This is a genomic window from Flavobacterium hungaricum (genome assembly GCF_015182285.1).
Taxonomy (GTDB): domain Bacteria; phylum Bacteroidota; class Bacteroidia; order Flavobacteriales; family Flavobacteriaceae; genus Flavobacterium; species Flavobacterium hungaricum.
The window spans coordinates 686,172-710,442 of record NZ_PRDM01000003.1 but is presented as its reverse complement, the minus strand read 5'-3'; the positions used below and the strand labels follow the sequence as shown (position 1 = coordinate 710,442).

General features: G+C 33.6%; 25 protein-coding genes and 2 pseudogenes. 9 read left to right on the top strand and 18 right to left on the bottom strand.

The window, feature by feature from the left end:
• Window positions 1-155 precede the first annotated feature (155 nt).
• The 13 genes and pseudogenes from C4F50_RS16130 to C4F50_RS16075 form a co-directional block, all read right to left on the bottom strand.
• A complete protein-coding gene (locus C4F50_RS16130) occupies window positions 156-515 on the bottom strand; it encodes a hypothetical protein (protein WP_194139671.1) in 360 nt (119 codons plus the stop codon).
• Between the two features lie 156 nt (window positions 516-671).
• Window positions 672-1,270 (bottom strand): annotated as a pseudogene (locus C4F50_RS16125) (REP-associated tyrosine transposase).
• A gap of 334 nt (window positions 1,271-1,604) precedes the next feature.
• On the bottom strand, window positions 1,605-2,051 hold the full coding sequence (locus C4F50_RS16120; RefSeq protein ID WP_194139670.1) for a hypothetical protein: 447 nt from the start codon (window positions 2,049-2,051) through the stop codon (window positions 1,605-1,607).
• Between the two features lie 259 nt (window positions 2,052-2,310).
• A complete protein-coding gene (locus C4F50_RS16115; RefSeq protein ID WP_194139669.1) occupies window positions 2,311-2,466 on the bottom strand; it encodes a hypothetical protein in 156 nt (51 codons plus the stop codon).
• Window positions 2,467-2,493: 27 nt separating this feature from the next.
• Entirely contained in the window at window positions 2,494-2,883 is a 390-nt protein-coding gene (locus tag C4F50_RS16110) for a hypothetical protein (RefSeq protein ID WP_194139668.1), read from the bottom strand.
• A 676-nt stretch (window positions 2,884-3,559) separates the two neighbouring features.
• Window positions 3,560-4,000 carry a hypothetical protein gene (locus tag C4F50_RS16105; protein ID WP_194139667.1) on the bottom strand — a complete coding sequence of 147 codons (441 nt, stop codon included), beginning with the start codon at window positions 3,998-4,000 and terminating at the stop codon, window positions 3,560-3,562.
• A gap of 456 nt (window positions 4,001-4,456) precedes the next feature.
• Window positions 4,457-4,900 (bottom strand): hypothetical protein, encoded by a 444-nt coding sequence (locus C4F50_RS16100; RefSeq protein ID WP_194139666.1) that lies wholly within the window; start codon window positions 4,898-4,900, stop codon window positions 4,457-4,459.
• 502 nt (window positions 4,901-5,402) lie between these two features.
• Window positions 5,403-5,882, bottom strand: coding sequence for a hypothetical protein (locus C4F50_RS16095; protein WP_194139665.1), 480 nt, complete (start codon window positions 5,880-5,882; stop codon window positions 5,403-5,405).
• Window positions 5,883-6,232: 350 nt separating this feature from the next.
• Complete coding sequence (locus C4F50_RS16090) at window positions 6,233-6,388, bottom strand: hypothetical protein (protein ID WP_194139664.1); 156 nt, start codon at window positions 6,386-6,388, stop codon at window positions 6,233-6,235.
• Window positions 6,389-6,439: 51 nt separating this feature from the next.
• Window positions 6,440-6,793 carry a hypothetical protein gene (locus tag C4F50_RS16085; protein ID WP_194139663.1) on the bottom strand — a complete coding sequence of 118 codons (354 nt, stop codon included), beginning with the start codon at window positions 6,791-6,793 and terminating at the stop codon, window positions 6,440-6,442.
• Between the two features lie 244 nt (window positions 6,794-7,037).
• Window positions 7,038-7,493: a hypothetical protein gene (locus tag C4F50_RS16080; protein ID WP_194139662.1), complete on the bottom strand. Its 456-nt coding sequence runs from the start codon at window positions 7,491-7,493 to the stop codon at window positions 7,038-7,040.
• A gap of 57 nt (window positions 7,494-7,550) precedes the next feature.
• A pseudogene (locus tag C4F50_RS25910) lies at window positions 7,551-7,688 on the bottom strand (IS1/IS1595 family N-terminal zinc-binding domain-containing protein); the annotation flags it as partial.
• Window positions 7,689-7,830: 142 nt separating this feature from the next.
• Window positions 7,831-8,199: a hypothetical protein gene (locus C4F50_RS16075; RefSeq protein WP_194139661.1), complete on the bottom strand. Its 369-nt coding sequence runs from the start codon at window positions 8,197-8,199 to the stop codon at window positions 7,831-7,833.
• 801 nt (window positions 8,200-9,000) lie between these two features.
• Between C4F50_RS16075 and gndA the strand changes: the two genes are divergently transcribed.
• The 4 genes from gndA (at window position 9,001) to C4F50_RS16055 (ending at window position 13,330) form a co-directional block, all read left to right on the top strand.
• Window positions 9,001-10,410 (top strand): NADP-dependent phosphogluconate dehydrogenase, encoded by a 1,410-nt coding sequence (gene gndA / locus C4F50_RS16070; RefSeq protein ID WP_194139660.1) that lies wholly within the window; start codon window positions 9,001-9,003, stop codon window positions 10,408-10,410.
• Between the two features lie 27 nt (window positions 10,411-10,437).
• Window positions 10,438-11,967 carry a glucose-6-phosphate dehydrogenase gene (zwf, locus tag C4F50_RS16065; RefSeq protein WP_194139659.1) on the top strand — a complete coding sequence of 510 codons (1,530 nt, stop codon included), beginning with the start codon at window positions 10,438-10,440 and terminating at the stop codon, window positions 11,965-11,967.
• Entirely contained in the window at window positions 11,951-12,667 is a 717-nt protein-coding gene (gene pgl / locus C4F50_RS16060) for a 6-phosphogluconolactonase (protein ID WP_194139658.1), read from the top strand. The genes zwf and pgl overlap by 17 nt, the downstream gene beginning before the upstream one ends.
• Before the next feature lie 147 nt (window positions 12,668-12,814).
• Complete coding sequence (locus tag C4F50_RS16055; protein ID WP_194139657.1) at window positions 12,815-13,330, top strand: hypothetical protein; 516 nt, start codon at window positions 12,815-12,817, stop codon at window positions 13,328-13,330.
• Window positions 13,331-13,363: 33 nt separating this feature from the next.
• Here C4F50_RS16055 and C4F50_RS16050 read toward each other — a convergent pair whose 3' ends face one another.
• A complete protein-coding gene (locus C4F50_RS16050; RefSeq protein ID WP_194139656.1) occupies window positions 13,364-13,744 on the bottom strand; it encodes a response regulator in 381 nt (126 codons plus the stop codon).
• 271 nt (window positions 13,745-14,015) lie between these two features.
• Between C4F50_RS16050 and C4F50_RS16045 the strand changes: the two genes are divergently transcribed.
• Window positions 14,016-14,270 carry a hypothetical protein gene (locus C4F50_RS16045; RefSeq protein WP_194139655.1) on the top strand — a complete coding sequence of 85 codons (255 nt, stop codon included), beginning with the start codon at window positions 14,016-14,018 and terminating at the stop codon, window positions 14,268-14,270.
• Window positions 14,271-14,471: 201 nt separating this feature from the next.
• On the opposite strand, the gene msrA is transcribed toward C4F50_RS16045, so the two are convergent.
• Entirely contained in the window at window positions 14,472-14,963 is a 492-nt protein-coding gene (gene msrA / locus C4F50_RS16040) for a peptide-methionine (S)-S-oxide reductase MsrA (protein ID WP_194139654.1), read from the bottom strand.
• A gap of 206 nt (window positions 14,964-15,169) precedes the next feature.
• On the bottom strand, window positions 15,170-16,282 hold the full coding sequence (locus C4F50_RS16035) for a PepSY-associated TM helix domain-containing protein (protein WP_228012053.1): 1,113 nt from the start codon (window positions 16,280-16,282) through the stop codon (window positions 15,170-15,172).
• 334 nt (window positions 16,283-16,616) lie between these two features.
• On the opposite strand from C4F50_RS16035, the gene C4F50_RS16030 reads away from it, so the two are divergent.
• Window positions 16,617-17,021 (top strand): helix-turn-helix domain-containing protein, encoded by a 405-nt coding sequence (locus C4F50_RS16030; protein ID WP_194139652.1) that lies wholly within the window; start codon window positions 16,617-16,619, stop codon window positions 17,019-17,021.
• A 434-nt stretch (window positions 17,022-17,455) separates the two neighbouring features.
• Here the strand turns inward: C4F50_RS16030 and C4F50_RS16025 are convergent, their stop codons facing one another.
• Both C4F50_RS16025 and C4F50_RS16020 read right to left on the bottom strand, forming a co-directional pair.
• Window positions 17,456-18,004, bottom strand: coding sequence for an REP-associated tyrosine transposase (locus C4F50_RS16025; protein WP_194139651.1), 549 nt, complete (start codon window positions 18,002-18,004; stop codon window positions 17,456-17,458).
• 266 nt (window positions 18,005-18,270) lie between these two features.
• Complete coding sequence (locus tag C4F50_RS16020; RefSeq protein ID WP_194139650.1) at window positions 18,271-19,383, bottom strand: Fe(II)-2OG oxygenase family protein; 1,113 nt, start codon at window positions 19,381-19,383, stop codon at window positions 18,271-18,273.
• Between the two features lie 274 nt (window positions 19,384-19,657).
• Here C4F50_RS16020 and C4F50_RS16015 point away from each other — a divergent pair, with 274 nt between their 5' ends.
• The 3 genes from C4F50_RS16015 to C4F50_RS16005 are packed head-to-tail and all read left to right on the top strand — an operon-like array spanning window position 19,658 to window position 24,271.
• Entirely contained in the window at window positions 19,658-20,293 is a 636-nt protein-coding gene (locus tag C4F50_RS16015) for a nitroreductase family protein (protein WP_194139649.1), read from the top strand.
• 23 nt (window positions 20,294-20,316) lie between these two features.
• Entirely contained in the window at window positions 20,317-21,834 is a 1,518-nt protein-coding gene (locus C4F50_RS16010; protein WP_194139648.1) for a pyridoxal phosphate-dependent decarboxylase family protein, read from the top strand.
• Entirely contained in the window at window positions 21,815-24,271 is a 2,457-nt protein-coding gene (locus tag C4F50_RS16005; protein WP_194139647.1) for a GNAT family N-acetyltransferase, read from the top strand. Before C4F50_RS16010 ends, C4F50_RS16005 begins: the two co-directional genes overlap by 20 nt.

The following is a 24,271-nucleotide window of genomic DNA, read 5'->3' as shown; positions in this document are numbered from 1 at the left end:
AGATTTTACTTAATTTATCAAAAAGAAGCGAACGAATAAAGTCAGAGACTTTTTATAGACTTTCGAATTATTAAGATGGTAAAAAATTGCGCAAAGTCAGAGACATTTGCGCAGCTTTTCACTAGAACACTTCGGGGAGCGGGGGATCGGGTCTATCAATAACTATAAAGCGAAAAAGGAATCAGACCATTAGGTTGTTGAATATGATAAATTTTATATTTATCATTTATTTTTCTACTAATGATCAATTTTTTTGAATAATGATCCTTAAAAACTTTATCCCCTACTGAAATTCCTAATTTGTCAAATTCATTAAATCTATAGCTGGCAAAAAAATATTTATTATTAATACTGTCATAAAATGTTAAATCACCTTTAGCATCTATTTCTATATTAGATATTACAAAATCATATTTCTTTTTATACTCATGACGTGATGTTACTATTGCATTTACAAAAGTAAAACCAACAATAGCTATTAAAAAAATTATTAATAAAAATATTGCCTTTTTCATATTTAAAATTGTTTTTTGTTCCAAATGATGGTGTTGAATAATAAACTCCTCCATAAAATCAAGCTCTCTGCGCAAATGTCTCCGACTTTGCGTTTTTCATTATTATTTCTTTAATAACGTTCACATTTAAAAGTCTCCGACCGACTTTAAACGACACTAATAAGTATTAAGTTTAAAAATCGATTTTGGATCTAAAACATTTATAATAGGGTTTTCTGATTTTTCAATACTAACTAAACCAAAATCATTTATGTAATTGGATGCGCTCGAGTAGATATAGTCCGAAGCTTTGTGGGTCAATCTTGCTTTTACAGGATTTAAATGTATATAATCTAATTTGAACCACATAAATTTATTGCTGTAAATTTCTTCGGCATGGTTTCCGTACTGCCAAAACTGAAAAACTTTATTTCTTGTGTGCTGTTATGCCGCCAATTTAAAACGTTCCAGCATCCACTCTCTTCTGCTTTCTGGACTATTCTGAATCTTTTCTAAAATTGATTTTGCGGTAAACTTTTTAAAATCTCTTATCAAGTCTGATAATTTGCCATCTTCAGATTGTACAATCATATGAATATGATTGCTCATAATGACATAACCATACAATATCATCCCTTTGTTTTAATGCAATAATCTAAACATTCGATGATTATATCTCGATAACTCTGACGTGTAAAAATATCTATCCAATCTACAACTGTTGGTGTTATAAAATGCGGTAATGTCTGATCTCTTATTACATATCCCTCTTTCATTCTTTAATTTTTTGATTCAAAAATATAAGATTTTACTTAATTTATTAAACAAGTGAACGGATAAAGTCAGAGACTTTTATAGACTTTCGAATTATTAAGATGGTAAAAAAATTGCACAAAGTCAGAGACATTTGCGCAGCTTTTCATTAGAACACTTCGGGGAGCGGGGTAAAGTAAATGCATTTTAAGGTTTAAGAGACGATCTGCTAGTCGTCTCTTTTTTTATTCAATAATTAAAATTTAATCTCCTTTTTCAGTTAGTTAAGTGGTTAAATTATAAAAACACCTAATCTGTAACACTACCACATTACCAAGCACGGGGGTACATTACTACTTAATCTGAAACACTATCGAATTTTGTAAAACAAAAATCTTTACTTGAATTCGACAATTCTTTTAATAATTTTTCTGGCACTTTTATACTTTCTTTACAAAAATTTTTTAGTTTATAATTATTTAAACTGTCTCTCATCAAAACATTAGTAGTTTGGATATCGCTGGAATAAAACCAAATATTTTCTTGATTATCAACATATATTAACCAATCTTGATTCTTTGCAAATGATATAAATACACTTTGCTGGTAAATTAATTTATTATCTTTATCAGAAACTCCATACGTCAAGCTACCATCGTTGTATTCTTTCAGAACTATATTTATGCTCTTTGAATAATATAATCCTGTTTCATTAATAAAAATATCTCCTTTTATAATTTTACTTCTTTTCTTCTCACAAGAAAAAAAAGTCATAAGTATTATTAGTATTATTAGTTTTTTCATATCAATTTTATTTTTTTTTATCTTCTATAACCACGTCTTCCTCCTGTAGTAGTTCCTTTATTATCATTATACTCTTTAGCGTCTTTTTATTAACATTTACTGTTTGTGTCCATTTTATAGTTACGTTATAATCTTTTGCACTACCCTCCCCAAAGTGTTCCTTCTCAAAGTCGCTACGCAAATGTCTCCGACTTTGCGCTTTTTCCTTATTATTTCTTTAATAACGTTCACATCTAAAAGTCTCCGACTTTAAACGACACTAATAACTATTAAATCTAAAAATCGATTTTGAATCTAAAACATCAACTATAGGATTTTCTGCTTTTTCAATATCAACTAAACCAACATCATTTATGTAATTGGATGCGCTCGAGTAAAATTGCACAAAGTCAGAGACATTTGCGCAGCTTTTCATTAGAACACTTCGGGGAGCGGGGGGCAATTATTTTTCCTCGGTCATTACTACTTTCCACTTTCTATCTTTAATAGTTAAAAAAACTATGTTGCTGTAAGTATCACCATTTTCATATTCTAAAGATTCTTCTAAAAAGTATAGGTCATTATCTATCTCACTTATTTCTGAAAATTGCCTGTTAACATTAGTAAAATCAGGAAAACCATTATTTTGAATATTTTCAATAAGTGACAATTCCAGTAGTTTAGCTGTCTCTGCTATTGTTGCTTGATTAAATTCAAAATCTGCTCTTTGCAAAGTTATCTTTGCTTCAGTAATAAAATCTTTAGATGCAATCACATTTGCAATATCCATTTTAGAATATGCATTCTCTAAAGAGATTATTGCTTGTTCGGGTGTATCGTAGTTGTAATTCATAATTTATCTATGACCAACAAATTTCACCAGCATTTGGTGCTGGTTTGGTGCTGGTTTTGGTAACTTAGTTTTTTTAACAGAAGTATTATCTCTTTTAACAGGTGCTACCTCTGATTTTAAAAGGTCATTATTTTTTTTATCTGGATTGTTTTTAATTGTTTCTCAACTCCCCAAAGTGTTCCTGCTCAAAGTCGCTGCGCAAATGTCTCCGACTTTGCGCGTTTTACTTATTATTTCTTTAATAACGTTCACATCTAAAAGTCTGTGAATTTAAGCGAAACTATACTTCCTACATCATCTATTTTTTCAATTCAAAAATATAAGTTTTACTTTATTTAAAAAAAATGAGAACAGAAAAGTAAAAGACTTTATAAACTATCATATTATTAAAATGGTAAAAAAAGGCGCAAAGTCAGAGACATTTACTCAGCTTTTCATTAGAACACTTCGGGGAGCGGGGGCACATTCTCAAACCTCTAAAAAACATAAAAAAACCTTGCCAACTGGCAAGGTTTTTTATTCTTTGTCGATTCTCTTTGAGGGCACGGAAAAAATTTTCCGCGCTATCGTTGTCTAGAAATATAAACGATCGGGTACACTACCTATTTTATTCCTAAAATTTGTTCAATTTCAAAACGTTAGAATTCTAAAATCTCATATCACTAAATTTGGAACACTACCTTAGGGTGCCTTTTATTTTCCACTGCCGAATAGCACCTTCAAAAAATGTTTTAATTTCCTTCTTGTCGCCATCAACCCTTACTTTAAAACTTTTTCCATTTGTCTTTGTTACAAGAATATAAGGAGTATAAGTTGCACCAGCATTAAATACAGTGTCAATTTCCACTATTTCTTTATAGTAAGCAGAATTTATTTCATTTTTTTTTGAATTACGCTCGTCTACCCAGTAAGAAGCAATTCTTTGATTAGTAAAAAAACTACCAGCAACACTTTTCTTATATTCGCTATAAAAACCAAATATAATCTCTCCGTCTTTCAATAATTTTAAGCTTTTGATATTGTCTAGATCTTTCTTCTCAAGAGTTTCACCAGTTTCAATCTTATTACAAGAAAATAAGATCAAAAAAACAATTATAATATTAAAGTAATTTCGCATAACTTATTTAATTTTTATTTTCTATTTGCCATTTTCCAATTATCTTCATTTAACTATTTCCTCCTACTAAATCATGATATAAAAAATCTGTAACAATACTAATATTATTGCAAGCATTTGATCTTACTTGACTTGGACTTAAATCAAGTCCATCATTTAGTTCAAAGTCAATAACAATTGTTCCATCTGATTTTACGGTCGCATTATAACAAACTGAGGCGTGTCTAGTGCCACATGTTAATTGATTACCACTAACTGCTCATGTCGACTTTATTAAGATGACAAAAAATTTGCGCAAAGTCAGAGACATTTGCGCAGCTTTTCATTAGAACACTTCGGGGAGCGGTGGTTTTCTATTCTTTGTCGATTCTATTTGAGGGCACGGAAAAAATCTCCACGCTATCGTTGTCTAGAAACTAGAAATCTAAGCGATCGGGTTTCTCATGTCTTCAAAGCTTACGTTTTTATCTTCCTTGCTCCAAAATAAAAAAAAACAAAAAGAAATAGATGTACAAAATTAATTCCTAAAGCAACAGTATTATCATTTTTCACGTAATTAAAATAAGCAAAAACATTAAATAATTTCGTAGAAAGGCGAAGAAGGTTATCCGAAGAATCTACCAAATACAATGAAATATCTGGACCAATTATAAGCTTAAATGTGAATCCTAAAATGATAACACTAAAAGATTGTAAAAAGTGAACAACTGATAAAAAAATAAATGCTTTTTTTATATTCTTTCCTTCAAAAATAAAATATAATGATGCAATACATAATGAACTAAAAAAAATTAGGAATAATGTCTCAAAACTAAAACCTGATATGAACAACTCTGCAATGTTTATTATGAGGCAAATAAGATAGATAGCAAAACTAAATATTAAAATTGATTTTTTCATTGTTATTTAACTGGCGTTATATTTGTATTACTAGTATTATTTTGACTAAAATAGCTTTGAGTTGCACCTTGAAGATATGAGGTTACAAAATTAGCTAAATCTTTTAAATTATTTCTCAGCTCCCCAAAGTGTTCCTTCTCAAAGTCGCTGCGCAAATATCTCCAACTTTGCGCTTTTTATTGTATATCTTAGCAACATTCACCTCTAAAAGTATCCGACTTTAAACAATACGAATAACTTGCCTCGTAAAATTGTTCCTTTTTATTTCTTTACTTTTTGATTCAAAAATATAAGATTTTACTTAATTTATTAAAAAGAAGTGAACGGATAAAGTCAGAGACTTTTATAGCCTTTCGAATTATTAAGATGGTAAAGAATTGCGCAAAGTCAGAGACATTTGCGCAGCTTTTCATTAGAACACTTCGGGGAGCGGGGACATTTGCGCAGCTTTTTAGTTGAACTCTTCGGAGAGCGGGGGATCCTTGTCATTGTACTTATACTTTTATTTTTCTTTAAAAAAATTGTAGATCATTTTGTAATTGTTTAATTTTTCTTGTTCATTATCATCAATATTAAAGAAAGGCACATCATTAGAATGATATTTAAATATTACATTATCTTTTTTTATTAAAAAGGTATAATATTTACAATCATAACAATTACCACAAAATTGATAAAAAGATTTTTGTTCTAATGCATTTAAATGATTCAAAACCATTTCATTCTTAATTACAATTTCAGTTTCGAATTTAGTACCATTTTCTATTTTTACTTCATTCCATATTCCAAATTTTGTCTTAAAAAAACGTTGGAATTTATAGTTATCACTTCCTTCTAAATAATTATAAATAATTATATCAAAATCATTAAGCTCTGCGTAAAATTTGTTGAGTTCTATTGATTTTAAATCTTGATCATCATCAGAAAAAGAAACTTTAGCAAAATTATCTGAATATACCTTACAATTAATTTTAGAAGACATTATATTCTTTTGTTGTGATACACATGAACAAAAGAAAACACTAATTATGAAACAATAGAATTTGAAGTTAGTTTTAGTTAGTTTTTTTATAATAATCATAATTTTTCTTTATTGTATTGAAAGTTTTTTGATATTGTATTACTTCTTTTGTAAATAAAGTTCTTTTGTAAAGTTCCTTATTATTATAAGTCTCCCTAAGAGGAATTTTTTCACCACTTGGGTCTAACTGAGCTCAGCTCCCCAAAGTGTTCCTTCTCAAAGTCGCTGCGCAAATGTCTCCGACTTTGCATTTTTTCCTTATTATTTCTTTAATAACGTTCACATCTAAAAGTCTCCGACTTTAAACGACACTAATAACTATTAAATCTAAAAATCGATTTTGGATCTAAAACATTTACAATAGGGTTTTCTACTTTTTCAATATCAACTAAACCAACATCATTTATGTAATTGGATGCGCTCGAGTAAAATTGCGCAAAGTCAGAGACATTTGCGCAGCTTTTCATTAGAACACTTCGGGCAGCGGGGAATTAGTTGTATATTCTCAACTTCCAATTCTATTTTAAAATACGATTAATAAAAGGAAAATATTTATTAAACTCGACTTTAATCTTATCTCCAACTTTCATTCCTCTCACGTTACTATTTTCATTGTAAGTTGTTCCATCATAATCAAACTCATAAGAGTATGTAAACGAATCTGTTAAATGCCCTCTCCTCTCATAATTCTTCTCATCAATTATATATGCATAAGTTTTCTCTGTACTAAATAAATTTAAAACTGAGGAATAAATTATTGGTTTTCTGAATATAAATAGAAGAAAAATTAATACTAAGACTATTTTTACATAATCTTTTCCATACTTCTTTAAATGTTTTTTTTTATAAATCTGTTTTTTTCTTAAGGTCATCGACTTTTTGTTTAGTGTAAGCTGTACTAGTATTTTCAGTAGTTTTAGCTAATAAATTTTTAATGCCATTCCATTGCTAAACATTTTTGATATTTTTGTTATTTCCATTTTTTTGCAATTGCAAATTCAGCTTCCCAAAGTGTTCCTTCTCAAAGTCGCTGCGCAAATATCTCCGACTTTGCGCTTTTTCCTTATTATTTCTTTAATAACGCTCACATCTAAAAGTCTCCGACTTTAAACGACACTAATAACTATTAAATCTAAAAATCGATTTTGGATCTAAAACATCTACAATAGGATTTTCTGCTTTTTCAATATCAACTAAACCAACATCATTTATGTAATTGGATGCGCTTGAATAAATATATTCTGATGCTTTGAGTGCAAATCCTGCCTTTACAGGATTTAAATGTATATAATCTAATTTATACCACATAAATTTGTTGGCATAAATTTCTTCGGCATAGTTTCCGTACTGCCAAAACTGAAAAACTTTATTTCTTGTGTGCTGTTGTGCGGCCAATTTAAAACGCTCCAGCATCCATTCTTTTCTGCTTTCTGGACTGTTCTGGATTTTTTCTAAAATCGATTTTGCTGTAAACTTTTTAAAATCTCTTATCAAGTCTGATAATTTGACTTTCGAATTATCAAGATGGTAAAAAAATTGCGCAAAGTCAGAGACATTTGCGCAGCTTTTCATTAGAACACTTCGGGGAGCGGGGGTAATATTCTGGTTTATCTCTGCCTCATAAGCTTAATAAATATAATTTTCAACTCTAGTTTTTCCGCATGTTCTGCAAATATATCTTTGATTGCCAGACTTTGTCTTTCCATACTTTATCATCTTTTGAATGTCACCAACACATCTGTAACACCTAGTCTGGTTTGACTCCATTTTTTTCGATTTAAGGCATTATAAAATAAAAAAACAGCCCAGAGGCTGTTTTAATTTTTATGCGATATTAATATAAATATCTGATTTTCTGTAAATATTAGATGCAACAATTAACCACCAATACATCTGATACATTACCCATTTATAGAAGATCCTCCCTTATTTTGTCTGACCCTACTATTTCTAAATAAGTCTTATTTGCTACACTAAAAATAAGATTAACATCTAAAGATTCATCCCGCATTATTTCATCAATTGATTGATAAATAGTTTCTCTTGATAAATCTTTAACTACAAGTAAATCCTGAGCCCAAAACCATTTTTGATTATTATTCCTTAAGATAGTTTTTATATTTTCAAGCGTAAATACAGTAGCAATATAAACTTTTGAAAAATCGCTCTTTAAAACTATATAAACATCTGTATTGCCGTTGGTAATATCTTTAATTCTATAACCACCTGGAAATGATACAAAAAAATCAAACGCTAAAAAAAAATCATTATTTTCCATAAATCTTTATTAATCTATTTATAACATCTTGTTGATTATTTTTACTTGAATATCCTATAATCTCCATCATTTCTCCTTTCATTCTGTAATATATCCGTACTCCATTTCTTCCCCTCATCTCACTTATTGATTTGGTAATGATATTTCTTCCTATTCCAGCATCAATATTCCTCAGCCCCCCAAAGTGTTCCTTCTCAAAGTCGCTGCGCAAATGTCTCCGACTTTGCGCTTTTTCCTTATTATTTCTTTAATAACGTTCATATCTAAAAGTCTCCGACTTTAAACGACACTAATAACTATTAAATCTAAAAATCGATTTTGGATCTAAAACATCTACAATAGGGTTTTCTGCTTTTTCAATACTAACTAAACCAAAATCATTAACATAATTGGATGCACTTGAATAAATATATTCTGAAGCTTTGAGTATAAATCCTGCCTTTGCAGGATTGAAATATATGTAATCTTATTTACCCCACATAAATTTGTTGGTATTAATTTCTTCTTCAAGATTTCCAGCGTTCAATTACACCCAGTCTTACTGTAATACTAAAAGCGATTCAATATAAAAATAAGTATGTTTTTTACACTTAAAAAAGTATCACAATAAACCCATAAAGTGCAGTTTTAAACTCTTAATTTTTCAGCATTTTTCTCTAACTTAGCGGAGTCAATCTTAAATAGTAAGATTAAAACAAACTTATTTTCCCGCAAAGAACTGAATGAAAAAGCATTACTGATTTTTTTCTTACTTTTTTCGGGAAAAAACATTCTTCTAATAATTTTAGTTAATTGAAAACTATGAGCAAATTTGATTTTGGAATTGTAGGACTAGGTGTAATGGGCCGAAACTTACTTTTAAATATTGCCAGCCATAATTTTGCGGCTGCAGGTTTAGACTTAGATACCGAAAAAGTTAACTCTCTTCAACAGGAAGCCGATTCTGACCATACTATTGAAGCTACAACAGATGTCAAACATTTTGCATCTCTTTTACAAACACCTAGAGCTATCATGCTGCTGGTTCCTGCGGGAAAACCTGTAGACAGCGCTATAGCAAGTTTACTGCCTCATTTAGAAAAAGGTGACATTATTATCGACGGCGGCAACACATTTTTTACCGATACAGACCGAAGATTTTTGGAACTTTCTGAGAAAGGAATCCACTTTTTTGGAATGGGAATTTCTGGCGGTGAAAAAGGTGCTAGACGCGGCCCTGCGATGATGCCGGGAGGTGATCAGAAAGCATACGAAAGGCTGCGTCCTATTTTTGAAGCTATTGCCGCAAAAGTCGACGGAGAACCTTGTGTGGAATATCTTGGAAATGGTTCTGCTGGTAACTATGTAAAAATGGTTCATAACGGAATTGAATATGGAATCATGCAGTTGATCTCTGAGATTTACGATCTTATGAAAAGAGGTTACAATCTGGATGACACTACGATTCAGAAAACTTTTGAAGAATGGAATCAAACTGATGATTTGAGATCGTATTTGATCGAAATTACGGGTAACATTCTGAAACAAAAAGACGAAGACGGAAGTTTATTAATCAATAAAATTTCGGACTGGGCAAAATCCAAAGGAACAGGAAAATGGACTTCGCAAAACGCAATGGATCTACAAGTTCCAATTCCGACTATCGATGCTGCAGTTTTTATGCGCGATATGTCTAAAACTAAACCCGAAAGAATTGAAGCAGCCAAAGAACTTGTTTGGGATGCTGCTAAAACCGATGTAAATACTACAGAAGCAATTGCTGCATTAAAATCGGCTTTGTATTTTTCTATCGTTGTAACGTATGCGCAAGGATTAGCACAGCTTTACACCGCTTCTAAAGAATATAATTACGGATTAAATCTGGAAACTGTTGCCAAAATATGGAGAGGCGGCTGTATTATTCGTGCCACCATTTTAGAAGATTTCAGAAAAGCTTTTGTAAGCAAAGCAGATTTGCCAAATTTATTATTAGATTCCAGCATCGCATCAAAACTTACAGAAAGCCAGAACGGAATGAGAGAAGTGGTTTCATTTGCTGTGCAAAAAGGTCTTCCTGCTGCTGGACTTATGAATTCGCTGGCTTATTTTGATGCTTACCGATCTGCCAATCTGCCGACAAATCTAATTCAGGCGCAGCGTGATTATTTTGGCGCCCATACCTACGAACGTATTGACACTGCTGGTGTTTTTCACACACAATGGTCTGAATAAGAATTTTAAGCAACACAACTACACACAATGACTAAAAATAAACTTAAAAATCCAACGATCATTGTTATTTTTGGAGGAACTGGAGATCTGGCAAAGAGAAAACTCTTTCCGGCATTTCAAAATCTGTATCTTGACGGGCGTATGTCTGAAAAATTTCAGATTATTGCTCTTGGGAGAGCAGAAAAAAGTGATGAAGATTTTCGCCGTTATGTTTTAGAAAATCTAAATGAATTTTCAAGAAAAAAAGGACTTTCGGATACCGAAACTGAAAAGTTTTTAACGCACATTAGCTATCACAGTCTTGATATAGACAAAGAAGAATCGTATCAGGGATTGAATGAAAAGATTAACAGCCTGGATCAAATTTATGGAGAACGCGCTAACAGACTTTTCTATCTTTCTATTACGCCGTCTTTTATCTCGACGATTTCAAACAATATAAAAAAAATCGGTCTTGCAGCCAATTCGAAACAAGACCGTATTATTATCGAAAAACCTTTTGGTTACGACAAAACTTCTGCTATTGAATTGAATGCCATGCTTTCGCAGACTTTTAAAGAAGAGCAGATTTACAGGATCGATCATTATTTAGGTAAAGAAACTGTACAGAACATTCTGGCTTTCCGTTTTGGAAATTCAATGTTTGAACCGTTATGGAGCCGTAATTTTATTGATTTTGTTCAAATTACCGTTGCCGAAGAAGTTGGTGTTGAAGAACGAGGCGGTTTTTATGAAGGCGTTGGTGCATTAAAAGACATGATTCAGAACCATTTGCTTCAAATTTTGTGTATGACAGCTATGGAGGCCCCGGCTTCATTAGAAGCAGACGATATTAGAAACCGAAAAGCTGATGTCTTAAAATCGATTCGCCGTATTAAACCAGACGAAGTAGATCATTACATTGTAAGAGCTCAATACGATGCCGGCACCATAAAAGGAAAACCAGTTCCTGCTTACCGTCAGGACAAAGGCATAGCACCAGATTCGAATACCGAAACTTATGTGGCTATGAAAATTTATCTGGATAACTGGAGATGGCAGGGAATTCCGTTTTACCTGCGTACAGGAAAAAGAATGGAGGAAAAACAATCTTCTATCATTATTCAGTTCAAACCAGTACCGCATTCCTCCTTTTCTTATGGAAAAGAAGGCATGACACCGAATAGATTGATCATCAACATTCAGCCTGCAATGGATATTAAGCTGCAATTTATGACCAAAAAACCGGGTCTTTCACTTTCGTTACGACCTGCAGAAATGATCTTTGATTATTTTGCCTGTTCTACAATGTCGCCAGAAGCTTATGAAACATTAATTGCAGATGCATTGGCAGGAGATCCTACCCTATTTATGCGCTGGGATCAAGTTGAGCAAGCCTGGGATGCAATAGATACAATTCAGCATGTTTGGAAAACTACAGCTCCAACAAATTTCCCGAATTACAAAGCAGGAAGCTGGGGACCAGAAGAGGCTGACGAATTATTGGCACGCCAAGGACATAAATGGATTCCGAATACACAAACTAAAGAAGAAATTTTAGATGATACAGATATATAACAATACCGAAGAAATCAACAGTACAGCTGCAGATCTTTTTGTAAAAGCGGCAAATGAGTCAATTGCTAAAAAAAACAGATTCACAGCTGTTCTTACAGGAGGCTCTTCTCCTGCGGGGATTTATAAATTATTAGCTTCTGAAGATTACAAATCAAAAATCGACTGGAGCAAGGTTTTTATTTTTTGGGGAGATGAACGCTGGGTGCCGCTAAATGATGATCTTAGTAATGCAAAAATGTCTTACAATACATTGTTAAGCCACGTTCCAATTCCGTCCGAAAATATTTTTGCGATGTACAAAGACGGCAATACCCCAGAAGATTATGCTGTTGTCTATGAACAGACTATTAGAAAAATCTTGGGTGAAGAAGGTAAATTTGATCTTATCTTATTGGGAATGGGAGATGACGGACACACGGCTTCTCTTTTTCCTGGACAGGCAGTATTACACGAACAAAACAAATGGGTTGACGCCTATTATCTTGAACCTCAAAAAATGCACCGTATTACATTGACTGCGCCGTTAATCAACAAAGCAGCCAAAATTATTGTAATAGCTTTTGGCGATAAAAAAGCACCTGCACTTAACGAAGTTTTAAATGGAGAATATAATCCAGAAAAGTATCCAATGCAATTAATAAAACCTGTTTCTGGAGAGTTATTGTTTTTGGTAGATAAAAATGCTGCAGGAACAAATTAAAATCTGCTTCAATACTTATATTAATGAGTCTATAACTGTCAAGTATAGACTCATTTTTTGATTTTAAACGTCTTAGTCAATTTCTAAAATCAAATGATTTTCTTTGTAATGCACAAATAAGCAATTAACCATAATTTAAATAAGTAAATGGTAAGTAATGATGATGAATTGACCCAGATAAAGCTATTGGAAAATTCAATTGGTTTGTTTTCTGAATTTATGAGTTTATTATCAGACGGATATAATCCTGCAATTATCGACCTGAGAATTAGAACCGACAGAAAATTGGAGGATCGGGATCAATTTATAAATCCCTCGCCAAACAATAACGGTACGGAATTTCATTTTTTTAACATGAACCAGTCCACAAGAAAGGATGTTGACCATATTAAAGAGAGAATAAATGAAAATTTTTTATGGTGTCTTGACCATTTGGCCACGTTCAATGCGGCACCAGATCTATTCAAAAGCAGTTATCACTTAGATAATCTGAATCAATTAGCAGAAAAAGTAAAAAAGAACATTTTTAATTTGACCGATTTATGGACCACATCGAGTTATGAATATTTGATTGATACCAATGATGGAAGTTTAGTCAGAGTGCTTTTTATACATTCTGATACTAAATCATTAATTCTACACTTTGGAAATTATATTCACTGAAAAAATACCATAAAGAAACAACAGCATTTTAAATCAAAGCAACTCTGCCAGTATTTCTTTGAGTTCCTGAAAAGTATTCGGTTTGGATATGTATTTTACTGTAGTATTGTTTTTCTGAAACCACTGCACCATTACTTCTTCTGGAGGAGTTGACATGACAATGACCTCAATGTTTTTTAACTTCTCTGCGTTGCGCATACGCTTTATAAACTCTAGTCCGTTTACCGCCGGCATATTATAATCCAGAAATATAATATCGGGAAGATTCTCCGCAGCAGCCAATTCTTCAAATGCTTTGGAAGGATTTAATTCTGTGCGGCATACCACATTTTTATTTACAGCTTCTACTGCTTCAGTGAAGAATTCCGTGTCCTCAATGTCATCATCAATAAGAAGTATGTTTTTATAAGGCATAATTCAATTTTTAAAAGTGTTTTCTTAGGCGTTTACCAGTTTATAACTAAAGATACAGATTTTATAACGAACGCTCCAAATCTATTTGCTATTAATTTACGATCGGCAAAAGCAGCATTGTTGTTGGAATGACAATATTAGCCAGTCTATTTCAATTAAACAAAAATGCATCATCCAAAATTATATAAGCCCGCGCCGTAATTCTGTAATTCCAAAACCTCCCCCGCTGTCTATTTTTGCTAAAAACAGTAAAACATTAATTCAATACATTATGAAGTCATCACCAGACATGAATCTTATTAATACAGCCTTTCAAACTGAAAAACCTGCTCTAAACATTATAACTGCTTTATACAACAGAAATGAAGACGAACCCGATTTTGATTGCGAATTTTTATACGGGGACACAATGGACGAAGGCGAAAGTATCTTAGATCCTGAAGCAGATGAGCTGAATGATGATTATAACGATAATGAATGGAATACCGATCTGTACGATCCTTATCTGGAACAGACCTATTATTAATATAGAAACCTGCAGAACAATATCATTTCCCATTTCAGGCAAAAGTAAGTCCGGACAGATTTCTTTTTATAAAAAATAAAAATAAATCTTAAAACAAAAAAACTGTGCTCCTCTTTCGATTCGCACAGTCTTAAGCTTTTACTATTTCATTAGTAATGTATTGTTAGATCTCTTTCCGAACTACCTACAGTCCAGAAGAATTTATAAAAAAGTTCCGAATCTCTCAAAATGACAGGTGTATCCGTTGGGATTCTTCACCAGATAATCCTGATGATATCCTTCGGCTGGCCAGAAGTGCGCCGCTGGTTCCAGCTGTGTCACCACAGGCCCATTCCATCTGCCCGATTCATTGACAATCTTAATAACTTCCTCTGTAATTTGTTTCTCCTCATCGTTCTGTATAAAAACAGCCGACCTGTAACTCGATCCTTTGTCGTTTCCCTGTCTGTCGACGGTTGTCGGATCGTGCACACGGAAAAAGTAATCCAGCAGTTCCTTAAAAGAAGTCTGACGGGTGTCATAAGTAATCTCAATTCCTTCAGCATGTCCAGGATGGTTTTCATAGGTCGGATTCTCGTTGACTCCGCCAATGTACCCAACTTCTGTATCCACTACTCCGGGACGCACCCTGAACAGATCTTCCATTCCCCAAAAACATCCTCCGGCTATATAGGCTTTTTTTAAATTTTCCATATTTTTTATTTTCTAAACTTTATAAATCTGAACCTTTTCAGCACTTATAAAATTAATGGATTAATGTGTATTGTCTAAACAAAAACCATTTTAAATTGTTATTATCCTATCAATAAAAATTACAATTGACAAATTACCTACTCCACAAGCAATAATTTCATTTGTCAAAACTGCAAAACTGTTATCGTATTGAAAGACCTGCCGTTCTATACAATTTTAGAATTGCTTTTCTTTTTCTTTCTTCCCAGCCATATAATCAATCCAGTTATGGGCAGTGTTAAAGCAAACAGTGTTACAAAGAACGCAATTATTTTAGTTGGATATCCAAAAACACTTCCTGTATGAATCGGATATACAAGACGTTTTACTGTATCCCCTCTGCTAAAAGAGGCATAAGGTCTTATTTCAATATTTTCGCCTGTATATTTGTCAAAATATACAGCGCTGGATTGGTCTGGAATACTAATATCTAAATGCTCTTTTAAAACTTGTATGCTGTTAATGGTATCAGAAGGAATCCTGATTTGAATGTTTCCTTTATAAGGAAAAATACTGTCTGTTTTATTGTAGATATTTTGATAAAAACTCTTTTGATCCAGTTTAGGATCAATCTTGGTAGGATTCTCTACCTTTAATGAAACCTTTTTTACTGCTCCGTCCGCTAAAAAATACAATCCTTTTTCAAACCAATCAAAAGACCATACCAAACCTGTTAGTGCGATAATTAATAAAAATAAAAAACTATAGAACCCAAAGGTTGAATGAAAATCCCAATTGACTCTCTTGAATGAACTGTTCCATTTGACGGTTAACCGCTGCCTTAGATTTTGAACTTTTTTCGGCCACCACAAAATGAGACCCGAAAGTAACAGGAATACGAATATTAAACAGGAAACCCCAGTTATAATTTTTCCGATATCCCCAAGTAATAATTCCCTGTGCAGCGATAAAACAATTGAAAAAAATCTATCTCTATATAAAACAGTTCCCAAAACCTTTCCTGTATAAGGATCCATGGAGAAAATCTGCGATTCCTTATCTTTGTTTTTACCCGTAATAACTATTGTTCGGCTTTTATCGTCCCAAGTACTTATCCTGCTTATTTTTTTTATTGAATAGTCTTTCTCCAAAACACTAATACAATAATCTAAGCTCTTTTTAGAAGTTCCAATTGATGGTACATTGTAAAATTCGGGATTGATAAAAGAGTCTATTTCTTCTTCAAAAACCATCAGACTTCCCGTCAATGCCACTATAAAAACAACAAGCCCTGAACTTAGCCCAAGCCAAAGATGAAGCCATCCAATCTTTTTTTTCAATTTTTTATTCATTTTTTTCTAAAGAACACTTAAGTTTAATGATCAAGACAACAGACAAACAGCAGTATAATTTTAGCTTTAATTACCTTATTCAAATTTATATTTTTATTTAGATTAATTATAAAAGAAATTAAAAAAATCATTTTAATCTATATTTTGAATGTAAAAGGCAGTATTTTATTCTGTTAAAGCGTGAATTGTAATGTTTTTTTTTGGGATATAATATCTGACAAAAGGAATACTGTTTTTTGCTATATTTTTCTATCTTTGAAACTTAGGATTTATATCCCAATGGGCTTTTATTATTGAGCCTTTAGAAAAATTGAAACTCATTATGGAACAGAAAATACATCAGGGAAGAAATGTAAAGCGTTTTAGAGAAATGCTAAACATCAAGCAGGAAGCTTTGGCTTATGATCTGGGCGAAGACTGGAACCAAAAGAAAATTTCTATGCTGGAGCAGAAAGATGTAATTGAAGACAGTTTGCTGAAACAAATTTCTGCTGTATTGAAAATTCCTGTAGAAGCTTTTCAGAATTTTGATGAAGAACAAGCGATAAATATTATTTCTAATACTTTTGGAGATAATGCCTGCGTAGGAAACCCTAATTCTACATTTAACTTCAATCCTATAGAAGAGTTAAAAAAACTTCATGAAGAAAAAATTGCTTTGTATGAAAGGATGTTGAAAGAGAAAGATGAAATGATGGTGAGGCTTGAAAAATTTATTGGTAAATAATTAGTTAAGAGATATTGATTTTAGAAAGAGACTTTTTTGAGTCTCTTTTTCTATTTTTGACAGTATCATTCAATTTGTAATCGCATGAAAATAGCATTCGAATCCTGCTAGCTAGCGCGAGCGTCTCGCTCGTGTCCTGACTTTTCTTTCTCTCTAGTGAGAGAATTAAATCTGTGTGTTTTCAGAAAAAAAGAACAAAATCAAAACCTAAAAATATTTATTTATTAAGTGCACGAGCGAGACGCTCGCGCTAGCGGGTAGGCTTGAGAAATTGATTAGTAAATAATTAGTTAAGAGATATTGATTTTAGAAAGAGATTTTTTTGAGTCTCTTTTTCTATTTATGACAGTATCATTCAATTTGTAATCTCATGAAAAATAGCATTCGAATCCTACTACCTAGCGCGAGCGTCTCGCTCTTGCCCGCAACGATTATCAATTAATATCAATTTCTAAAACAGTTTGATCATTATCACCATAATTTCTTGCTGAGCTGTATTTCCAATCTACAGGATTAGTAACAAAACCTGTTTCCAGAGGATTATTATGAATATATTTTAATTTCTGTTCAAAGACTTTTAAAGACCAAATTTCGATGGGTTGGTTATTCTGCTGCCAAAATTGCCTAAATTTTACATTACTGCTTTTTTTGCCTGCTCTTTCAAACATCCAAAGCATCCATTCTTTTCTACTTTCTTGCGGATTTTCTTCAATTGTTTTAAGCATTTTTCGAGAAGTAAATCCTTTAAAATCTCTTATGAGACCTGAAGGATCTCCATTTGATGATCTAAAAATTAAATGAATATGACTCGGCATAATGCAATAGCCATAAAGTTCCATAAATTTATGTTTACGACAATAATCTAATGATTCAATTATATTTCCAAAATATTCTTCTCTTGTAAATACATCTATCCAATAAACAGTAGCAAAGCTTATGAAGTAAGCTCCTGTTTTTTCTCCAAACTTATATTTTCTGCTCATTTATATTTTTGACAAACATAAGAAAAACTTTACATACAGGCATCTAGTTCGTGCCCTTACTTTACGTTCACGAGCGGGACGCTCGCGCTAGCTGAGGAAAACCTTTACAATTACAAGAACTCTCGTTCAAGCCCTGACTTGACGTTCACGAGCGGGACGCTCGCGCTAGCTGAGGAAGTTATTATAAAATGAATAACAACTACATACAAACAAAAAAAGAGACATCAAATATAGTCTGACATCTCTCTCTTTAATAGTATTTGGAATTAATCCTGGCCAAAAACTTTTCCTAAATGTTCTTCCATAACAAAATACGGATCATCGGTATGCGTCATCGACCTCATATGAATCAAACTCGTTTTACTCATCATTCTGAGCATTTGTCGTCTCTCACACTTCACAATCCTGCCGTTTTCCTCCCTCTGCCCTGCCGTAAAAGCACTTCTTCCGTGAGCACATAAGTGATTGTTGACAAATATAACGTCTCCTGAATCGGGTATATAATCACTATTGATCAATTCTTTGGCCTCGTTCCAGAATTCCGTTAAATTGTAAAGTGCTTCAGGCGTCTGTCCGGCCTTTTCATTAAATATCTGCTCTGCGGCATCAAATCTGATAAAAGGCAGTTCTTTATTTCCATATAGAACAGAAGCCAGCGGACCACTATTCGTTTCTTCCTCATAATTAGCATCCTTAGGACATTGATAAATTGGATCAAAAAGTTTTTCCATAACTGAATTAACTTTTCCGTGCGAGCGTACAGAGTAAAGTGTTGAAGGAACTCGCTCTTCATTTCGCAGATAAAGAAAACTCAAAAAATCGGCTTGATGAAGAAGAAACGCATCCTCGGTATGAACATACAGATTTGTTTTAGACCCAGAGCCTGTCTGCGTTACAGCCATTTTTTCATCTGGAATAACCGCATGCAGAATACCGCCCCCTTTTCGCTGCGCATAATACTGCACCGGTTTGGATGGAACGGCCCCATGCAGCAGCGAACAAATAAATCCGTACTTATTAAGCTTTGAGTAATCGGCACTCTGCCAATTAGCAGGAGTCGGTCCCAGATGATCCTGATCGACTTCCAAAAGACCTCTAAAAACAATAGCTCCGTACTGCTCTGCCGAAAAATCAGTTCCAAAACGGCTTAAGATTCTGGCTATCCTTTCTGGAAGAAGCTGAAAAGAATGCAGATGAAGCGCCGCTATATAATCTGGATTTTCATAGCTATTAAACGCTTTCTCCAAAAGAGTGCCCACATGAGATAAAATATTTCTTTCCTGAGGCGTAACCTCCACTATCAGCGGGCTTGTAGGAATTTGATAACCATAATTTTCTTTTACTGCTATTTCATCTTCAATTAATGATTGTGATTTCATTTTACTAGTTTATTTAATAGTTATTAAAAAATTGGGGACAAATAAAAAACACAAACTACTAGAAAATAATCAGATACAAATAAAACATCATTCCTTAACATTCTGATAATGTAGAGAAATTCGTATAATATTTTTTCTGTTTTATTTTTTTTATAAAGATTAATTTCTACATTTGCTTACTCTGTTTTTATTCATTCTAAATAAAATCTACTTACAAATATATTTGTTTTATAATTTAAAAAAAGAATTTTCTTAAATAATTTTTTAAAAAAATATGAATAATACCACGATACCCAATAAAATCAGGACTTCAGATTTTAGGACTGAAAAAAATTCAATCTCAAAAATCATCCGGAAGAGACGAAGTATTTATGCTGATGAATTTATAAAGCAAAATATTCCGGATGCATTATTAAATGAGATTTTGACAAATGCCACTTATGCCCCTACGCATAAAATGACCGAGCCTTGGAGGTTTATTGTTTTGAAGGATACTTATTTAGAACAATTAGGATCTTTTCTCTCCGCCTATTACAAAGACTTTTATTTTGAAAAATTTTCTGCTGAAGCTGCTGCTGAAAAGTACAAGCTTCTTAAAGAATATCCTCTTAATTCTGCCTGTGTTATTGGAGTTGTAATGGTTCGAAATCTCAAAATAGACCTGCCGGAATGGGAAGAAGTCGCTGCCGTTTCATCTGCCGTTCAAAACATGGCACTCACCTGCACTGCCCATAATATCGGGAGTTACTGGAGTACATCTGCCGGCGCAATTGATTATGTAAAGCAATTTGGCTTGGCCGAAAATGAAAAATCTCTCGGGTTAATGTATGTGGGTTATTATCCTGAAGATCTCGAACCTTCTAAAAAAAAGAGAACCCCTGCTTCAAACAAAGTAACTTATTTTAAATAACCTCAATTCTAAAATTAATCATTATGCAAAACCTATTAGACAACGATCAGGACGTCATTGTTAAAAGTTCTACTGATAATTTTTATCAGGATATTTTTCATGAAAATTCAGGCACAGAATACAACAACGCAATTGCGTTAGTACAAAAACGTGTAGCTGGTTTTCTCGAAAATACTAAAATCCCGTTCAGCGGTATTAAGCCAGATGAAATCAAAAATAAAGTAGAAGCCGTAAATTTAGACCAGCCACTCAAAGATTATGAAAGCCTTTGGGATGAGATCGATGAGATTTATGTCAACCATGCAACTGCTTATCATTTACCAGAATATATAGCGCATTTAAACTGCCCTGTAGTAATTCCTGCTTTAGCCGCCGATGTGCTGATTAGTGCTATCAATTCGTCTCAGGATACCTATGATCAAAGTGCCGGAGGAACATTTATAGAACGAAAACTAATTGCCTGGACAGGCGAACAAATTGGATACAACACAGATTGTGACGGAATTTTTACAGGCGGCGGTTCGCAGAGTAATCTTATGGGACTGCTTCTGGCAAGGGATTATTTTGCTTTGAAATACCTGAACTGGAACATCAAAATAAATGGATGTCCTCCTGATTCAAGCAAGTTTAGAATTTTTGTTTCAGAGAAATCTCATTTCAGCAATCAAAAAAATGCCTCTATTCTAGGACTTGGCGAGCAGTCTATCGTTCAGGTTGTTACCGACAGCCGTTATCGAATGGATGCAGAAAAATTAAATCAAGCCATTATTGCAGAACTGGAAAAAGGCAACATTCCGATTGCTATTGTAGCTACGGCTGGTACAACTGATTTTGGAAATATTGATCCACTATCTGAAATCGCAGTTCTGGCAAAAAAATACGAGTTATGGATGCATGTTGATGCGGCTTATGGATGCGGCTTATTATTGACAGACAAATACAAACATCTTCTAAACGGCATCGAACAAGCCGATTCTGTTACGATTGATTACCATAAATCTTTCTTTCAGCCCATCTGCAGCAGTGCTTTTATGGTGAGAAACAAACAGCATCTTCATATTATAAAACACCATGCCGATTATCTAAATCCTAAGGAACAGGATTATGATGAACTGCCGGCTCAGATTAATAAATCGCTGGTACAAAGTACACGTCGTTTTGATGCTTTAAAACTATGGTGTACACTGCGTTATATGGGCAGAACTAAATTAGGACAGTATACCGATACTATTATCGAAACGACCAAAGAAACCGCTGCAATATTAGAAAACGACAAAGATTTTGAACTTTTAACTGATTCTGATTTAAGTGTTTTGGTTTTTAGATATAAACTCGACGGCTGGCCTGGAGATACCTGCAAAATGAACTTACACATCAAAAAGAAAATGTTTTTTAATGGCGAAGTTTTAGTGGCAAGCACAAAAGTAAATGGCATTTTTTACCTGAAGTTCACCATTTTGAACCCATTAACTACTATAGCACATATTAATAATATCCTTTCAATTATAAAAAAACACGGAAATGACTACATCTTCTCCTAAAGAGATTGCTCAGGAAGCAGTCGATATTACGTTTACTATTTTACTGAATTGCTGTCTGCGCGAACTAGGCAACAGCAGTTTTTATGAAGGGGTTCCCAAATACGATCCGGTGCTGCAATCTTATATGTCAAAGTATAATCATAAACTGCATCTAAAATTGGATTTTCCTGTGGATAAGGTCGAAGTCTATGCACCGATACGCTACAGATCTGAAACCTTCAGACATTTGTATGATTTTCCGGTAATGGAACGTGACCTTACAACTGAAACCATAAAAGAAATAGATGCAGACCGTCTTTTAGAATTAATTACAAATCAGGTAAGACAACAGTATCCGCTGGCAGATTCTAAAAATGTAAAGAAAAGAATGCAGCTGAGTACCGAAAAAATAGCACAGTTTTTAGAACATTTTAAAACTTCCGGTCAAGACTTTAACAAACCTGAAATGACCTTTATTGAAGCGGAACAATTATTTCCGGCAGGGCATTTACTGCATCCGCTTACCAAAGGGCGTGAAGGTTTTACGGAAGCTGAAGTTTTAAAGTATGCTCCCGAAACCGGCGGTCATTTTCAATTGTATTATTTTTTAGTGCATCCTGATCTGGTTACCGAAAAATCGGTAGACGATGTTCTGCCTTCTGATTTTGCAAGAACAGCTGTTTTAGAAGCAAGCAACGGAGATCAAAAAGCACACGATTTACTGGCGAAATATCCGGATTGGAAAGTAATTCCAGTGCATCCGTGGGAAGCGACGCATTTTAAATCTCAAACCATATTTGATACACTGACAAAAGAAAATCTGCTGATTGATTTGGGCGAATTTGGAAAAGAATTCACCGCAACCTCATCGGTAAGAACCGTATACAATAACGAAAGTGATTATATGTATAAATTTTCGCTTCATGTAAAAATTACAGGAGCAGAACGCATTAATCATTATCATGAACTTTACAGAGGTTATGAGGTATCGCGCCTGATGCAGAGTGCTTGGGGTGACGCTGTAAGGAAAACTTATCCTGATATTGAATTGATCTGCGATCCGGGTTTTATATCAGTATCTTATGACGGAGATGTATTGGACCCTTTTTCTACCAGTGTGCGATACAATCCGTTTAAAAGTGCTGGAGGCGAAAAAGAAAATAACGTTTCTTTATTGGCTTCTTTATGTCAGGACAGCCTATTGGGAGCACCTTCCAGAATGCAGAACTTGATTCAAAAAGCTTCGCAGCAAACGGGATTATCAATAGAAGAAACTAGTGAGCTTTGGTTTACAAAATACATTGATATTATAGTTGACGGTGTAGTAAAAATGTTCAACGAGCAGGGAATGTTCTGCGAGTGGCATCAGCAAAACACCTTGGTACAATTGGATGCGGCATTCCTGCCTGAAAAATTATTTTTCCGTGATAATCAAAGCTTTTTATTCCGAAAATCTTTTGAAGAGCACTTAAATACTATCGTACCCGGTTTATCTGAAAATGGAAAAATGTTTATTCCAGACGATCGCTTATACAATTTATTACTTCATTATTTCTGGGTGGGTAACATTCTGGCAGTTGTAAATACTTTTGGCACCAGCGGTCTTGCAGATGAAAAAAATCTCTTAAACATTCTGTACGACAAATTAGAGGATTTACAAAAAGAAGACGAAAGCGGTCTGGTTACATTTATCCTTGAAAGCAGACATTGGAAGGTGAAAGGCAATTTGCTTACGGCCTTAAATGACATTGACTGCGGCGGTAATCCTGCCGGCGTGACGCGTATCAATTTTCCGAATGTTTTGCATAAACGCTTTTTTTCAGAACAGCTGATACATCCAAAAGGAAAAGAAAATGTCTACAACCGTTATTTTCCAAAAGAAGATGTGACAATCAGCTTGCGTCCTGTCGATTTAGAAAATGATTTGGAAATGCTGCATGAATGGTTTCATCGCGACCACGCCAAAACCGCATGGAAAATGGACTGGCCTCTGCGTGAACTTGAAACGTATTACAGAACCCTGCTTCCGAGTGACAGCTTGTACAGTTATATCGGAATGGCCAACGGAGAGCCGACTTTTAATATTGAAGTATACTGGCCGACCCGTGATGTGCTGGGAGATTATTATGATGTGCTGCCTACAGATTACGGAACGCATCAATTTATTGCGCCTACAGATCCTAAGCTTAAATATGTTTCACCAGCTACGCAATGTATGATCGATTATGTATTTGCTCAATCGGAAGTTGGTAAAATGGTTGGTGAAGGCGCTGTTGATTCCAGAGCTTCGATGATGAACAAAGCTTTTCATGGTTTTAAAATCGATAAAGTCATCGAAATGCCGCATAAAACCTCAAATCTTAATTTTTGCTACCGCGAATGGTATTGGGCAAAATTCCCTCAGAATAAAGACATTATAATCAACGCTGCAGCAGAGCATAATCTTATAAACCACTAA

Bases quoted from the DNA above. Each gene is read 5' to 3' on its own strand.
- C4F50_RS16050 (WP_194139656.1), bottom strand. From the start codon at position 13,744: ATGCCTTATAAAAACATACTTCTTATTGATGATGACATTGAGGACACG.
- pgl (WP_194139658.1), top strand. From the start codon at position 11,951: ATGATACAGATATATAACAATACCGAAGAAATCAACAGTACAGCTGCA.
- C4F50_RS16100 (WP_194139666.1), bottom strand. From the start codon at position 4,900: ATGAAAAAATCAATTTTAATATTTAGTTTTGCTATCTATCTTATTTGC.
- gndA (WP_194139660.1), top strand. From the start codon at position 9,001: ATGAGCAAATTTGATTTTGGAATTGTAGGACTAGGTGTAATGGGCCGA.
- C4F50_RS16005 (WP_194139647.1), top strand. From the start codon at position 21,815: ATGACTACATCTTCTCCTAAAGAGATTGCTCAGGAAGCAGTCGATATT.
- C4F50_RS16010 (WP_194139648.1), top strand. From the start codon at position 20,317: ATGCAAAACCTATTAGACAACGATCAGGACGTCATTGTTAAAAGTTCT.
- C4F50_RS16025 (WP_194139651.1), bottom strand. From the start codon at position 18,004: ATGAGCAGAAAATATAAGTTTGGAGAAAAAACAGGAGCTTACTTCATA.
- C4F50_RS16105 (WP_194139667.1), bottom strand. From the start codon at position 4,000: ATGCGAAATTACTTTAATATTATAATTGTTTTTTTGATCTTATTTTCT.
- C4F50_RS16095 (WP_194139665.1), bottom strand. From the start codon at position 5,882: ATGTCTTCTAAAATTAATTGTAAGGTATATTCAGATAATTTTGCTAAA.
- C4F50_RS16080 (WP_194139662.1), bottom strand. From the start codon at position 7,493: ATGAAAAGCTGCGCAAATGTCTCTGACTTTGCGCAATTTTTTTACCAT.
- C4F50_RS16120 (WP_194139670.1), bottom strand. From the start codon at position 2,051: ATGAAAAAACTAATAATACTAATAATACTTATGACTTTTTTTTCTTGT.
- C4F50_RS16020 (WP_194139650.1), bottom strand. From the start codon at position 19,383: ATGAAATCACAATCATTAATTGAAGATGAAATAGCAGTAAAAGAAAAT.
- C4F50_RS16015 (WP_194139649.1), top strand. From the start codon at position 19,658: ATGAATAATACCACGATACCCAATAAAATCAGGACTTCAGATTTTAGG.
- C4F50_RS16030 (WP_194139652.1), top strand. From the start codon at position 16,617: ATGGAACAGAAAATACATCAGGGAAGAAATGTAAAGCGTTTTAGAGAA.
- C4F50_RS16130 (WP_194139671.1), bottom strand. From the start codon at position 515: ATGAAAAAGGCAATATTTTTATTAATAATTTTTTTAATAGCTATTGTT.
- C4F50_RS16115 (WP_194139669.1), bottom strand. From the start codon at position 2,466: ATGAAAAGCTGCGCAAATGTCTCTGACTTTGTGCAATTTTACTCGAGC.
- C4F50_RS16075 (WP_194139661.1), bottom strand. From the start codon at position 8,199: ATGGAAAATAATGATTTTTTTTTAGCGTTTGATTTTTTTGTATCATTT.
- zwf (WP_194139659.1), top strand. From the start codon at position 10,438: ATGACTAAAAATAAACTTAAAAATCCAACGATCATTGTTATTTTTGGA.
- msrA (WP_194139654.1), bottom strand. From the start codon at position 14,963: ATGGAAAATTTAAAAAAAGCCTATATAGCCGGAGGATGTTTTTGGGGA.
- C4F50_RS16090 (WP_194139664.1), bottom strand. From the start codon at position 6,388: ATGAAAAGCTGCGCAAATGTCTCTGACTTTGCGCAATTTTACTCGAGC.
- C4F50_RS16055 (WP_194139657.1), top strand. From the start codon at position 12,815: ATGGTAAGTAATGATGATGAATTGACCCAGATAAAGCTATTGGAAAAT.
- C4F50_RS16110 (WP_194139668.1), bottom strand. From the start codon at position 2,883: ATGAATTACAACTACGATACACCCGAACAAGCAATAATCTCTTTAGAG.
- C4F50_RS16085 (WP_194139663.1), bottom strand. From the start codon at position 6,793: ATGACCTTAAGAAAAAAACAGATTTATAAAAAAAAACATTTAAAGAAG.
- C4F50_RS16045 (WP_194139655.1), top strand. From the start codon at position 14,016: ATGAAGTCATCACCAGACATGAATCTTATTAATACAGCCTTTCAAACT.